General features: G+C 50.7%; 11 protein-coding genes. 9 read left to right on the top strand and 2 right to left on the bottom strand.

The annotated features are described in order from the left end of the window. The first annotated feature begins 108 nt into the window (after positions 1 to 108). The 8 genes from IE092_RS03875 (at position 109) to IE092_RS03840 (ending at position 10,406) form a co-directional block, all read left to right on the top strand. Positions 109 to 1,434: a TolC family protein gene (locus IE092_RS03875; RefSeq protein ID WP_189355659.1), complete on the top strand. Its 1,326-nt coding sequence runs from the start codon at positions 109 to 111 to the stop codon at positions 1,432 to 1,434. 25 nt (positions 1,435 to 1,459) lie between these two features. Then, positions 1,460 to 2,572 (top strand): HlyD family secretion protein, encoded by a 1,113-nt coding sequence (locus tag IE092_RS03870; protein ID WP_189355658.1) that lies wholly within the window; start codon positions 1,460 to 1,462, stop codon positions 2,570 to 2,572. Beyond that, positions 2,548 to 4,566 carry an ATP-binding cassette domain-containing protein gene (locus tag IE092_RS03865; RefSeq protein ID WP_229793008.1) on the top strand — a complete coding sequence of 673 codons (2,019 nt, stop codon included), beginning with the start codon at positions 2,548 to 2,550 and terminating at the stop codon, positions 4,564 to 4,566. Before IE092_RS03870 ends, IE092_RS03865 begins: the two co-directional genes overlap by 25 nt. Continuing rightward, entirely contained in the window at positions 4,563 to 5,747 is a 1,185-nt protein-coding gene (locus IE092_RS03860; RefSeq protein ID WP_189355657.1) for an ABC transporter permease, read from the top strand. Before IE092_RS03865 ends, IE092_RS03860 begins: the two co-directional genes overlap by 4 nt. Positions 5,748 to 5,754: 7 nt before the next feature. Then, positions 5,755 to 6,909, top strand: a complete 1,155-nt coding sequence (locus IE092_RS03855) for an ABC transporter permease (RefSeq protein ID WP_189355656.1) — start codon at positions 5,755 to 5,757, stop codon at positions 6,907 to 6,909. Positions 6,910 to 7,006: 97 nt separating this feature from the next. Continuing rightward, positions 7,007 to 7,774 (top strand): enoyl-ACP reductase FabI, encoded by a 768-nt coding sequence (gene fabI / locus IE092_RS03850; RefSeq protein ID WP_189355655.1) that lies wholly within the window; start codon positions 7,007 to 7,009, stop codon positions 7,772 to 7,774. Positions 7,775 to 7,794: 20 nt separating this feature from the next. After that, the gene (locus IE092_RS03845; protein ID WP_189355654.1) at positions 7,795 to 9,219 is read left to right on the top strand and encodes a bifunctional enoyl-CoA hydratase/phosphate acetyltransferase; all 1,425 of its coding nucleotides are present in this window, start codon (positions 7,795 to 7,797) and stop codon (positions 9,217 to 9,219) included. Next, positions 9,216 to 10,406 carry an acetate/propionate family kinase gene (locus IE092_RS03840; RefSeq protein WP_189355653.1) on the top strand — a complete coding sequence of 397 codons (1,191 nt, stop codon included), beginning with the start codon at positions 9,216 to 9,218 and terminating at the stop codon, positions 10,404 to 10,406. Before IE092_RS03845 ends, IE092_RS03840 begins: the two co-directional genes overlap by 4 nt. 22 nt (positions 10,407 to 10,428) lie before the next feature. Here the strand turns inward: IE092_RS03840 and IE092_RS03835 are convergent, their stop codons facing one another. Further along, positions 10,429 to 11,460 (bottom strand): acyltransferase family protein, encoded by a 1,032-nt coding sequence (locus tag IE092_RS03835; RefSeq protein ID WP_189355652.1) that lies wholly within the window; start codon positions 11,458 to 11,460, stop codon positions 10,429 to 10,431. 183 nt (positions 11,461 to 11,643) lie between these two features. Between IE092_RS03835 and IE092_RS03830 the strand changes: the two genes are divergently transcribed. Beyond that, entirely contained in the window at positions 11,644 to 13,323 is a 1,680-nt protein-coding gene (locus IE092_RS03830; RefSeq protein WP_189355651.1) for a long-chain-fatty-acid--CoA ligase, read from the top strand. Between the two features lie 95 nt (positions 13,324 to 13,418). Here IE092_RS03830 and IE092_RS03825 read toward each other — a convergent pair whose 3' ends face one another. Further along, positions 13,419 to 13,847 carry a lysozyme inhibitor LprI family protein gene (locus IE092_RS03825; RefSeq protein WP_229793007.1) on the bottom strand — a complete coding sequence of 143 codons (429 nt, stop codon included), beginning with the start codon at positions 13,845 to 13,847 and terminating at the stop codon, positions 13,419 to 13,421. Between the last annotated feature and the right edge of the window lie 182 nt (positions 13,848 to 14,029).

Raw genomic sequence — 14,029 nt, 5'->3', positions numbered from 1 at the left:
TGCGGATTTTTGTTGTGACCTTAAAAATCTATAAAAATCAATGAGTTGATTGGATTTGTGAAAATGAGAAATTTGTATTCTCTGCAATATGTGTGCGGGAAAAAGCTGTTGAAAGCAAGACGAATTCTGTTGCTTGCATCCGGTTTGATCTGTATCAATGGCTATTGGACGGCAGCGGATGTTGCGGCGCAAGAAAGTCTGCAACAAGCCTGGGAGAGTGCTTTGCAACGAGATCACACTGTGCTTGCGGCACGCTATCAGGAGCAAGCCGCACAGGCGCAGCAGGGAGCTTCACGTGCACTTCGCTTGCCAAAAATCACAATGGATGCCGGTTACCTGCGTCTTCAGTCAGAGCCATCAGCGCATCTTTCTCTGCCAGCAATTCCAGCTTTGAAAAATCTGTCATTACCATTTGCTCAGGATGCAGCAAGTTTCGGCATGCTTGAGATGACGATTCCCCTGATGACCAGCGGAAGAATCAGTGCAGGCGTCCGTGCGGCAGATGCAGCTTCAGAAGCACGGAAGGCAATGACGGAAGTCGCAGTTGCTGATCTTAAACTGGCAATCGCCCATACATATATCACCGTGCTCAGAGCGCAACATGCGCTTGCAGTGGCTGACAGTCATGTTGCCGCGATGCGCAGGCACGCAACGGATGTCAGTGAGCTCAATCGCAATGGCTATGTTGCCAAGCATGATGTTCTTGCGACGGAAGTCGCACTGGCCAATGCTTTGCAGTTGCAATTGCAGGCGATCAATGCACTGGATCTTGCCAGAGCATCCTATAACCGCTGGCTGGGGCGTTCCTCAGATGCAGCTGTTACGCTGCGTGATCCGGAAGCGCCTGTAATGAACGATTCTGCTTCTCTTCATGAGTTAAGTGCTGCCGCAATGCTGAAACGGCCTGAAGTTACCGCGCTCGGAAAGCAGGCTCAGGCACTGACAGCACAGGCGGCTAGTGTAAAAGCCAGTCACTTACCACAAATTGGGTTCAGTGCTGGATACGCGAAACTGGATAACCGCTACCTGACACAGGATAAGGGTTGGTATGCGGGTGTCATGATGAAATGGGATTTATTTGATGGCGGGCAGACAAAGATGCAGTCCTCCAAATTACTCGCTGAAAGCAGAGCGGTTGATGAATCGCTGAAAGACAGTCAGGAAAAGATTTCGCTACAGGTCCGTCAGGCCTGGCTGAATCGTCGTGAATCGTCATTGAGGCAGGAACTGGCAGAAAAGGCACTTGCGCAAGCAGAACAGGTCAGTGATCTCGCGAGGGAGCGTTATCGGAATGGTCTTGCAAATAATACGGAAGTCCTCGATGCAGAGACACGAAGGTTACAGGCATATGCAAACCGGGATCAGGCCAAATATGACCTGATTCTGTCGGATATTCAATTGCAGTACGCCAGTGGCTTACTTGGACAGCACTAACCCCTAGATGCAGAGAGGAAATACAGTGAATATTCAGACGGGAAAAACGGGAGTCGTTTTGCTGATTGCGGCAGCGATTGCGATTACATCCGGTATTGCTTACTACATTCAGAGCAATCGAAAATTGCCCGAAGGGTTAATTGCTGCAAGTGGCCGTGTTGAGGGGGACCGAATCATGGCAGCGGCAAAGTTTCCCGGACGTTTGCGTGAAGTTCGTGCCAGAGAAGGTGATGAGCTGAAGGCAGGTGTACTGGTCGCACTGCTTGAAGACGATAGTGTCCAGGCAAGAACAGAGCAGGCACGTCAAATGGTAAATGCCGCCACCGCGCAGCTAAACGGTGCGGAAGCCAGTCTTGACGTTGCGGAAAAAGAAATTCCGATGGCAATTACAGTGGCAGATGCCGGAGTCAGTCAGGCTGAAGCAATGTTGATTAAAGCACAGGCAGTTGCATTGCAGTCTAAACGCGACGCAGACAGGCATCAGGCATTGTATGAAAAAGGTGTTATTGAAAAACACCGGCTGGAACAGGCTGAACTTGCATTGAAAGTCGCAGATAGCGATCAGCGTGCAGCAACTGAGAACGTTCGCCGTGCAAAAGAGGCTCTCGCTCAGGCCCGCTTAGGGCAACAAAAAATTCAGGCCCGTCGTCAGGAGGTTGCAGCACTTGCTGCACAGAGGCAGAGGGCTGAAGCAGCAGTCACAGAATCCGGTGCAGCATTAAAAGATATGCAGATTGTTACGCCGGCTGCAGGGGTTGTACTGACACGTTTACGCGAGCCGGGTGAGGTCGTGATGCCGGGTGGTGCTATTCTCGAAATGGTGAATCTTGATCAGTTGTATCTGAAAGTCTATGTTCCTGAATCCAGAATTGGTCAGATCAGACTGGGATTGCCTGCACGTGTGTATGTCGATTCTCAGCCGGATATTTATTACGACGCCAGGGTTTCTTATATTTCGGCAAAAGCTGAATTTACACCAAAAGAAGTACAGACAACGGATGAACGCGTCAAGTTAATGTATGCCGTGAAGCTGACCTTGATTGCTAACCCGGGTCATAAGCTGACACCGGGCCTGCCAGCCGATGCAGTTATTCGCTGGAAGGAAAATGCTGAATGGCAAAAACCACGCTGGCACTGAAAGGCGGAGTAATGTCGACCATGTCTTCGGCAGCGCCGGTAATTGCGGAGGGACTTAGAAAATCATATGGTGCAGTGAATGCGCTGGATGGTGTCAGCCTTAACCTCCAGCCTGGGGAAATCTATGGACTGATCGGACCAGATGGTGCTGGTAAAAGCAGTTTATTGAAAATTGTTGCGGGTGTACTTGCGCAGGATAGTGGTGAGCTGACGGTATTTGGTACAAAGATCCGTAACGAGCGCGATGCCGATGCGGTAAAAGACAGAATAGGTCTGATGCCGCAGGGTCTTGGGCAAAATTTATATGCTGATCTTTCAATTGAAGAAAATATTGACTATTTTGGCGGCCTAAGGCTGATACCAAAAAACGTCCTTGAACAACGAAAAAATTTGCTTTTGCAGGCAACACGCCTCGATCGCTTTCGCGATCGGCCGATGAAAAATCTGTCCGGTGGTATGAAGCAAAAACTCGGACTGGTATGTACGCTGATCCATGAGCCTCGCCTTGTCATTCTGGATGAACCGACTACCGGTGTTGATCCTGTTTCGCGACGTGAATTCTGGAATATTCTCAGCCGTCTGCTGAAAGAGAAACAAATCACCGCATTGGTCTCAACTGCTTATATGGATGAGGCAAGCCGCTTTCACCGGGTATCTCTTATGCATGCCGGGCAGGTTCTGGCATCCGGTGTTCCATCGGAGTTGCGTCATCTGGCAAGTGGCTCCATGCTCAGTATGAATTGCGAAGATCCTCAGCAGCAATTGCGTATCGTGAATGAAGTACAGCCGGTGTTTCCGCAATTGGAAGTGCTCGGAAATGAAGTGCGTATTTTTTCAGATGTGCCGGCGGAGCTAGCAATCTCACAACTGTCGCAAATGGCGGCTTGCTCGGGGCTTGCACCCGCAACAGAAACAGATCCGGAACTCGAAGATACCTTTATTGCCTTATTGCGACAGAAGTACGGTGCCAGCGCTCCAAGCAATCATATAAGCCAGTCTCACAAAATAGCGGGACAAAGCGGGATGGCGATCGAAGCTCGTCAGTTATCGCGGCACTTTGGTGAGTTCAAAGCAGTTGATCGCGTCAGCTTTCAGGTGCCGCAGGGGGAAATTTTCGGGTTGCTCGGCGCTAACGGTGCCGGTAAGAGTACGGTGATTAAAATGCTGACAGGCATTCTTACGCCAAGTGATGGTGCCGGTTGGGTAGCTGGCGCGGATATGCGGACCGCGGGTCTGCAGATCAGAGAGCGCATTGGCTATATGTCGCAGGCATTTTCTCTCTATCTGGATCTGAGTGTGACTGAAAATATTCGTTTATACGGCGGAATTTATGGTCTCAGTGAGAGTGGCATTCGCGACCGTATGGGCTGGATACTTGACATGGCAGGACTCCGGCCCTATGCAAACGCGTTGACAGCCGGGTTACCGATGGGCTTGCGTCAGCGCCTTGCACTGGGATGTGCCCTGATTCACAGGCCGTCGGTTTTATTTCTGGATGAACCTACCTCAGGCGTTGATCCATTGGGCCGAAGAGCGTTCTGGGACGTGCTGTTCCGTTTGTCGCGTGAAGAGAAAGTCACGATTCTGGTCACCACACACTATATGTCTGAAGCAGAACATTGTGATCATATTGCGCTGATGTATGCCGGACGGGTTGTTGCTGATGCTTCGCCTGAGCAGTTAAAACAGAATGTCCAGAGTGAAGCAGGGCAGTTGTTGCGTATCAGTGGCGCAGATTCTGCCAGGTTAGCAGAAGTGCTGCAGAGAGAAGGGTTTGCCAGCGCGGCAGTATTCGGTCCACATGTGCATGTGTTTGTTGAAAATGCCAGTGAAGCAGAAAATATCATCAGAAGCAAATGTGACCCCGGAGAGTTGATCCGGATTAGCACGCAAAAACTCAGCATGGAAGATGTCTTCGTTCACATTGTCAGTCAGCTGGAGAAACAATCTCAGACACCCGCACAAACAGCTGCTGTATCCACGGAGTCGGTATGAATGAAAATAAGTCTCTACCACATTTGCTGAACTGGACACGCATTTTTGTTGTGGCTTATAAAGAATGGCGTGAAATTATCCGTGACCGCTTGTTCTTTATTCTCGCCTTTGTTGTTCCTTCATTGCTGATGCTGTTATTCGGCTATGGCCTTTCTCTGGATGTAGAAAATATTCCACTGGCAATTGTTGATTATGACCAGAGCAGTGTTTCCCGTGACTACGCACATAAGTTCAGCGACAGTCGTTATTTCTCACTGAAACAGCAGGGCGGACATGAGGCAAAGCTGGAGCAAATGTTAATGGATAACAGCTTGCGTGCAGTACTCGTGATTCCGCCAGATTTTGGCAAAAGTCTAATGGCAGGGAAACCTGCGCATGTACAAACCTGGATTGACGGTACGTTTCCGTTCAGGGCGCTTACAGCGCGCGGTTATATCACCGCAATGAATGCTGCGATCAGTGTTGAGCACTTATCTACCTCAGTCTCCGCGCAAACCGGGCTCAGCAAGTCACAGGTTCAGCAATTGTTGCAGCCAGTCAGTATTGAGGTCCGGTATTTGTACAATCAGGAGGTCAAAAGTATCTGGTCACTCGCACCGAAACTGATCATGGTTATTCTGATGTTGTCCCCACCATTTCTGACCGCACTTGGTGTAGTCAGGGAGAAAGAGTCAGGTGCGATTTATAACGTATATGCGTCGACACTGAGCCGTGCTGAATACCTGATCGGAAAACTGTTACCTTATGTCGGCATCAGCGTAGTGAATGCGGGCTTACTGAGTGTGATGGCATGGTTACTGTTCGGGACACCGTTTAAAGGCAACCTGCTTCTGTTTTTTATCGCCACAGTCTTATATGTGGTCTGTACTACAGGAATCGGGCTGCTGGTTTCTGTGATGGTTTCAACACAGGTTGCTGCCATGGTTGGAACTGCAATTGTAACCGTGGTCCCTGCAGTGCTTTATTCCGGCATGATTATTCCGATACCGTCATTGTCAGCAGTCGCCAGTGTTATTGCACATTTATTGCCGGGTATGTATTACGCAGAAATTGCCACGGCGTGTTTCCTGAAGGATGTCAGTGTATTTTCCTTATGGGATGACCTGTGTATTTTGCTGTTGTACACGCTGGCATTGTTCAGTGCCGGATATTTACAGTTTCATAAACGTCCGGTACGTTAGGAATTATATGTCTCCGATGATAATTGTCTGGCTGCGTCGTTTGCGCGCAATGACATGGAAAGAACTGTTGCAGTTAATGCGCGATCCGGTCCTCCTGGTGTTTGTGTTGTATGCATTTACAGCGGATATTTATAATGCAGGCTCCGGTGTTTCGTTTCAACTGAATAATGTTGCGATGGTTCTCAGTGATCAGGATCGCAGCGCAGTATCGCGTGAACTTGCAGGGCGCTTTATGCCACCAGAATTTCGCTGGCTGGCCAGTACGACGCGACCGGCTGACGGCATTCGATTTCTGGATGAAAGCAAAGCGCTGGCAGTTCTGGAAATACCCCCGGGATTTGGCAAAGATCTGCAATCCGGGAAGGGGACACATTTGCAGCTGCAGATTGATGCATCTAATTCTGTTCAGGGATTTCTGGCAACACTGGATGCCAGTCAGATCGTTGCAAGATTCGGGCTGGAACAGTTAGCGACACAAAACGGGCTCGCACTGAGCGGTGGCAATCTGAGTTTGCCGGTAGTCAGTAATGATGTACGCGTCTGGTTTAACCCGAATCAGAACGATGCCTGGTTTATGGGAATTTCCGAATTGCTGAATGTCGTGACTCTGTTTTCGATGCTGTTACCTGCTGCTGCGATGGTCAGAGAAAAGGAGCGTGGCACGATTGAGCAATTGCTGGTCTCACCGTTATCACCTCTGCAGATTATGCTGCCGAAGATTATTGCAATGCTCGCTGTCATTCTTGGTGGTATTGCGCTGGGTTTATTCGCCATCTTAATTCCGGTGTTTCACATTCCGGTTGCGGGTAGTCTGATTCTATTTTTTGTATTCAGTACGGCATATGTAGCGACCCTGGCGGGAATCGGCATACTGATTGCAACAGTTACAAGAAATATGGCGCAGGCCGGAATGATGGTGATTCTGATTATTGCCCCTATGATGTTTTTGTCCGGATTATGGACGCCTCCGGAGGCAATGCCGGTTCTGATGCGATGGGGAATGTATATTTCACCACTTTATTACTATATCAATGCGAGTTACGGCATTCTGATGAAAGGTGCAGATCTGCAGATCTTATGGCCTATGCTGGCCGGGATATTGTTTATTGGGACGCTGGTCAGAATCGTCACGATGCAGCGTTTCAGGCAGCAATTCGCCTGATTTTAATTGGATAAATAATTAACTAATTTTAGTTATGAATATTGTTCGGTAAAATAGTCAGAACATCACAATGCTGTCAAATTCAACAGGAGTAAACATGCAGAATTTTTCACTGGCAGGGAAACGTGGTCTGGTTGTGGGTGTAGCAAACGAACAGAGTATCGCATGGGGCTGTGCGCAGCAAATGCATGCGATGGGGGCTGAGCTGGTGATGTCGTGCGTCAATGAAAAAGCACAGCAGTTTGTTGCACCTTTGGCTGAGCGCCTGAATGCACCGCTGATTGTTTGTAATGTGGAGCAGGCTGGTTGTGTGCAGAGTCTGGTCGATACTGCTGCCGGTCACTTGGGCAAGATTGACTTTGTTGTGCATTCCGTTGCATGGGCACCACTGGAAGATTTGCATGGACGTGTCACCGACAGCAGCGCGGAGGGATTTTTGCGCGCAATGCGTATTTCATGCCACTCATTTGCGGAACTGGTCCGCTGTTGTGAACCGCATTTGTCTGCTTCTGCCAGCCTGATGACAATGTCTTATCTGGGCGCAGATGAAGCGGTAGAGCATTATGGAATGATGGGGCCTGTTAAGGCTGCGCTTGAATCCGTCGTGCGGTATATGGCAGCTGAACTGGGCCCTGACGGGCATCGTGTACATGCGATATCTCCCGGTCCAGTGCCAACACGGGCTGCGTCCGGCTTACAAGATTTTGATCAGTTGATGCAAAAAGCTGTTGAACGCTCGCCGTTACGACGTCTCGTTAGTTTGGAGGAAATTGGCAATCTGGCGGTATTTCTGGCCAGTGATGCATCATCGGGAATGACAGGGCAAACCCTGTATGTCGATGGTGGGTATCATATTGTGAATTAATAATTTATTCTGGAGAGACAATGAATAATCCGGTCTACCCGTTAGCCAGTGATCAGACGATGATCCGAAATGTCGTGTTCGATGAAATCCAGATAGGCCAGACTGCGAGTGCGCAGCGGGTATTGTCACAAGCGGATATTCAGGCATTTGCCACCATTTCCGGCGATGTGAATCCGGCTCATCTCGATGCGGAATATGCAGATCAGACTTTGTTCCACGGCGTTATCGCACATGGTATGTGGGGCGGCGCACTGATTTCCGCGGTTCTGGGAACACAATTGCCCGGGCCCGGAACCATTTATCTGGAGCAGAATCTGCGTTTTTCCAAGCCGGTAAGAGTCGGTGATGCGCTGGATATTTCCGTAACTGTGCTGACCAAGGACCCGGAAAAAAAGCGCGTGACCTTGCAGTGTGAGATTCAGAATCAGAAAGGGCAAACGGTCGTCAGCGGAGAAGCGCTGGTCATCGCGCCGACGGAACGGGTAGCACGTCCGCGTGCCCATTTACCCACTTTAGCGATGTTTGATCTCGGAGCGCGTCAGCAGGCATTGATACACAGCGTCAGCGAGTTATCTCCGGTTCGTTGTGCGGTAGTTCACCCGTGTGACCAGGAATCGCTGCGCGGAGCACTGGATGCGGCAGATCATCATCTGATCATTCCTGTGTTAATCGGGCCGGCAGAGAAAATTCAGCAACTGGCATCAGGATTTGGCTGGTCGCTGGAAGGTATCGAGCTGATTGACGTGCCACATAGTCATGCCGCAGCCGAAAAGGCAGTTGAACTGGCCGCGGCAGGGCAGGTCGAGGCACTGATGAAAGGAAGTCTGCATACCGATGAGCTGATGTCTGCGGTGGTGCATTGCGTCGCGCTCAAGACCCGCCGCCGCTTATCGCATGTATTCCATCTGGATGTGCCGATGTATCACAAAGTGATTCTGCTGACGGATGCCGCGCTGAATATTGCTCCCGACTTACAGGCAAAAGCAGAAATTCTGCAAAATGCCATCGAACTGGCACATGCACTCGGCATCACACAGCCAAAAGCGGCATTGCTTGCAGCAGTGGAATCCGTAAATGGAAAAATGCCTGCAACTCTGGATGCTGCAGCACTGTGCAAAATGGTGGATCGCGGGCAAATCTGTGGTGCAGTGGTTGATGGTCCGCTGGCATTTGATAATGCGATTTCCGCTGATGCTGCACGCATCAAGGGCATTCAGTCACCGGTATCCGGTGACCCCGACATCCTGATGGTACCGGAAATTGAATCCGGTAATATGCTGGCCAAACAGTTTGAATATCTGGCGGGTGCATCGGCTTGCGGCATCGTACTCGGTGCACGTGTTCCGATTGCGCTGACCAGTCGCGCAGATGGCGCAGAAGCCCGTGTTGCTTCGGCGGCGCTGGTGAAACTGCTTGCGCATCGTTACCGGGAGATTGCACCGTGAGTCAGCAGGCAATCCTGTCGGTGAATTCCGGTTCATCTACGATTAAATTTGCTTTGTATCCGGTGCAGAATAAAACGCTGGGGCCGGCAATTTTGTCCGGTGTACTGGAGGGACTGGAGCCCGGCGGAATAATCTGTCTGCGGCTTAATCAGCAAATCCTGTCTGCGGATAGTATCAACAGCAAAGACGAAGAAACGCGTTTCGCGGCGGCGTTGCAGTGGTTGCAAAGTCAGGTCAGTTTACACGCCGGAGCATTTGAGGTTTGTGCGGTTGCACACCGTATTGTGCATGGCGGTGGCCACTTTGCCGATTCATGTATCGTGACAGCAGATGTATTGCAGACACTGCGGGGATATGAGCACCTTGCGCCTTTGCATCAGCCACATAATCTGGATGGCGTTGCTGCATTCGCAGCGGCTTATCCGGGTGTCCCGCAGATTGCCTGTTTTGACACTGGATTTCACGCCACGATGCCGGAAACAGAAACACGCTTTGCACTGCCTTTGCGCGAGCACGAGCAGGGAGTCCGTCGCTACGGATTTCACGGATTATCCTACCGTTTTGTTTCTCACCGTCTCACAACACTCAGTAGACGGGCGTCCGGTCGCGCGCTGATGGCGCACTTAGGTAACGGTGCCAGTTTGTGTGCGATGCAGGAAGGCAAAAGTATCGCCACGACGATGGGATTTTCTGCGCTGGACGGACTCATGATGGGTAGCCGGTGTGGTCAGCTGGATCCGGGTGTCATTTTGCACTGGCTGGATCAGGGGATGGACCGGAAAACCATTGAGCGCGTTCTGTACAAAGAATCCGGGCTGCTTGGTGTTTCCGGTATTTCGGCTGACATGCGTACCCTGAGAGCATCAGAAGATCCCCGCGCCACAGCGGCAATCGCGCAATTTACTTACCGCGTCCGGCGTGAAGCGGGCGGGCTGATCACGGTTATGCAGGGGCTTGATTTGCTGGCATTCACCGGTGGCATTGGTGAGCACGATGCGCAATTGCGCGCAGATGTTGTTCGCGGGCTCAGTTTTCTCGGACTCAAACTGGACGATGCTGCGAATCAGTCCGCAACCGGTGACCGTGCAATGCCTGTACATGCGCCGGACAGCGCAGTGGAGATCTGGGTTGTTCCAACCGATGAAGGCATGATTGCAGCGCAGGATGCACTGACATTGTTGCTGTAACGCAGAACAGGCCGGAGACCGTTTACGGTGTCCGGCGACGCGGCCACTGATACAGCAGGGACATGCTGCGGAGTGCCGGTATTTCCTGCAAACGATAAATCAGCACCGGGATCAGCACGCCGGCAAGACAGCCGGCAAATAAGTGAATTGCCGGATCTTCGATGTGCAAGAGTTTAGAAAGCACGATCCGTACACCGCTGCCCGTCAGAATATGCATCAGATACACCGGCATAGAGTAACGTCCGCACCATGCAATCACGTTGCCTGTCTTTTGCAGTATTGGCCGGGCGCTGCCTGCCCATTGACGGCATAACAGACAGATACCGGCAATGGCGGATAGTGCAATCGGTAATAACCACAGGCTGCGGGACTGGAAAGTGAATCCCCACTGCACATGATAAACAGCGCTCAGCAGTATTGAACCTGACAGCAGTGCAATCCCCGTCAGCGCGGGCAAATTGTGCAGCCGGTCTTCCTGTTGCCACTGCATCCACAAACTGCCAGCCAGAAAATACAATGCGTAGCTGGCGATAAAATCCAGCGGAAACGGAATCTGAAAAAACTGCTGCGTTACCCACCCACCTGCAGCTGCGCTGAAGATCAGCATCAGCCAGCGGGAGTGGCTGCGATACACCAGCGTGAGCAGGGCAAACAAAAAAAAGAGCACATACAGAAACCAGAATTGAGCACGCGGCTGCAAGCCCAGCGCAAGAACATCTGCCCAGCTGGTTTTTGCCGTTGTGAAGCGCGAAAGCATCACTTCTATGCCGCCCTGCAGAAGAGACCACACAGCGTAGGGGTATAACACGGTACGCAGTTTTTCTGTGATCAGCGGCCAGCGCCCATGACGCTGCACCGATCCCTGAAAGTACAGACCGGATAAAAAGAAAAACAGCGGCATATGAAAGCTGTAAATCATGCTGTCGGCAAGCCGGTACAGCGATTCACTGATCGTTATCCCGGCATTTGCCATGCCACGGGCAACATGACCGTAGACCACCAGTAAAATGCCGACACCTTTTGCGTAATCTACCCAGATATCACGTTGTTTCATGGTTTTGCAGACTGATAAACAGCAGGAAGAAAGTCGCCGAAGTGCTCATCTAAAATTCTGATTGTGTTCTGTGCAGGAAATCTTTACATTCAATGCAAAATAAACCGGTTGCGCACGATAAAAGACGAAGACAAGCAGCGAATACGCTGTATTGCGCAGCCAGACATGATAACAGGAGACAACATGACAACAGATAAAATCTGGCTTTCCGCCTATCCGCAAGGTGTACCTGCAGAGATTCAGCCTGATACGTATTCTTCGCTGACAGCCTTACTCGAAGAATCATTTCATCGCTACGCAGACCGCGACGCCTACTTTTGTATGGGTAAGTCACTGACTTACCGCGAAATTGATCTGCATTCTCAACGTGTTGCCGCATGGCTGCAGTGTCTGGGATTATCCGCGCATGCCCGTGTGGCCGTGATGATGCCAAACGTGTTGCAGTACCCGATTGCTGTTGCCGGTATTCTGCGCGCCGGATATACCGTTGTGAATGTGAACCCGCTGTACACTGCGCGCGAACTGGAACATCAATTGGCTGATTCCGGTGCAGAAGTGATTTTCGTACTGGAAAATTTCGCTTCTACCGTTCAGCAAGTGTTGCCGAAAACAAAGGTACGTCAGGTTGTTATCGCCAGCATGGGCGATATGCACGGTGGCGTGAAAGGCATGTTGCTGAACTTCGCGGTACGCCATATTAAAAAAATGGTGCCGGCATTTTCGATTCCGGATGCGCTGAGCTTTAACCGCGTGTTGCAGGTTGGTGCAGGATTACATCTGGATAAACCTTTGCAGGGACATGAGGATATCGCGTTCCTGCAATATACCGGCGGTACCACCGGTGTGTCTAAAGGTGCCGTACTGACGCACAGAAATGTTATTGCAAATATTCTGCAAAATGATGCGTGGTCCGTACCCGCGATGAAAGATCTGCCGCAGGGTAAACAATGGGTCACCGTTTGCGCACTGCCGCTGTATCACATTCTGGCGCTGAACGCCTGCATGATGATGGGCGCACGCTGGGGTGCGCTGAATGTGCTGATTCCGAATCCACGTGACATTGGCGGCCTGATGAAAACCCTGAGCCGTTTCAAAATTCACTTCTTCCCCGGTGTGAATACCCTGTTCAATGCGATGCTGAATCATCCGGATATTAAGCTGCTGGATTTAAGCGAGTTACAAATTGCTCTGGGTGGCGGCATGGCGGTACAACAGGCTGTCAGTGACCGCTGGCAGAAACTGACCGGCAAGCCGATTCTGGAGGGCTACGGTTTGTCAGAAACCTCCCCGAGTGCGACCTTGTGTCCACCGGGCATGGCCGGTTTCAGCGGCACCATTGGTTTGCCGATACCATCAACAGAAATCGCTATTCTGGATGATGACGGCAGACATCTTGCCATCGGTGAAACCGGTGAAATCGCGATCCGTGGTCCGCAAGTGATGCGTGGCTACTGGAACCGTCCGGATGAAACGGCCAAAGTGATGACGGCGGACGGCTTCTTCCGCTCCGGCGATATCGGCGTGATGGACGCGCGCGGCTTTGTGAAAATCGTCGATCGTAAGAAAGATATGATTCTGGTGTCCGGCTTTAATGTATTCCCGAACGAAGTCGAAGCCGTGGTGATGAATCATCCGGGCGTGCTGGAATGTGCTTGCGTCGGGATTCCGGATGCCAACTCAGGCGAAGCCGTGAAACTGTTTGTCGTGAAAAAAGATCCGGCCTTAACTGCGGACGAACTCATGACGTTCTGCAAAGAGCAGATGACGGCTTATAAAAAACCGAAGTACATCGAATTCCGTATGGAGCTGCCGAAAACCAATGTCGGTAAAATTCTGCGCCGCGAACTGCGCGACGGAAAATAAGACAGGCTGAGGTGAAAAACTGTCATGCAAAACGGCTGATGAACATCAGCCGTTTTTTTTATCGTTAGTTGTCAGTGATAGTGCTGCAACTGCATTTAATCTTTCGGGTCCGGCAGAACCGGTGACGTGGAGCCATTGTAGGTCAGATAAGCAAGCCAGATTTCCTTAATGCGTTCATCGTAGAGCCGCAGCTGGCATTCGGCCGAATCGCGATACCGTGCGCTTCCTGGTTCGCGGCTGTAAAGATAACCGCAATGCTTACGCACATAATTTTCCCAGATTTTCTGCGTTTCAATTAATTCCTCGTCATTCCCCCCGGTTTCCTTTTCCCGTTTCTGTGCAGCAGACAGATATTTTCTGAGCTTCACTTCTTTTGCATCCATTTTCTCGATCATACAATTTGTAATATCGAAGGTATTTTTACGGTCAGAGCAGTCAGCGTCGGGAGGCGCCGCCATCGAAGCACCACTGATGAAGGTGAGCAGGGCTGTCATCAGGAACTTCCAGAGCGTAGTGATTTTCATGTCCGGATCAAAATTAATGGAGTTAATCAAACGAGTTAATTAAATCATATTTAAGTGAATTCGGATGAGGGAAACTAAAATATATTAGTAAAAATGAGGGGGCTCTTCAGTTGATTGTAATTCGGACTGAGACAGACTTCTGACTGAACAAAAGCAAAAGCGTCGCCAGCAGATTCCGCTGA

Origin of the sequence: Cognatundibacterium squillarum (assembly GCF_014652435.1) — a bacterium.
In the GTDB taxonomy this organism is placed as follows: Bacteria; Pseudomonadota; Gammaproteobacteria; order Burkholderiales; family Burkholderiaceae_D; genus Undibacterium; species Undibacterium squillarum.
Note: the sequence above shows the minus strand (reverse complement) of the source record. Positions and strands in the feature narration are given on the sequence as shown.

Coding starts and splice junctions, on each gene's coding strand:
- IE092_RS03865 (WP_229793008.1), top strand. CDS start 2,548: ATGGCAAAAACCACGCTGGCACTGAAAGGCGGAGTAATGTCGACCATG.
- IE092_RS03860 (WP_189355657.1), top strand. CDS start 4,563: ATGAATGAAAATAAGTCTCTACCACATTTGCTGAACTGGACACGCATT.
- IE092_RS03855 (WP_189355656.1), top strand. CDS start 5,755: ATGTCTCCGATGATAATTGTCTGGCTGCGTCGTTTGCGCGCAATGACA.
- fabI (WP_189355655.1), top strand. CDS start 7,007: ATGCAGAATTTTTCACTGGCAGGGAAACGTGGTCTGGTTGTGGGTGTA.
- IE092_RS03845 (WP_189355654.1), top strand. CDS start 7,795: ATGAATAATCCGGTCTACCCGTTAGCCAGTGATCAGACGATGATCCGA.
- IE092_RS03835 (WP_189355652.1), bottom strand. CDS start 11,460: ATGAAACAACGTGATATCTGGGTAGATTACGCAAAAGGTGTCGGCATT.
- IE092_RS03830 (WP_189355651.1), top strand. CDS start 11,644: ATGACAACAGATAAAATCTGGCTTTCCGCCTATCCGCAAGGTGTACCT.
- IE092_RS03825 (WP_229793007.1), bottom strand. CDS start 13,847: ATGAAAATCACTACGCTCTGGAAGTTCCTGATGACAGCCCTGCTCACC.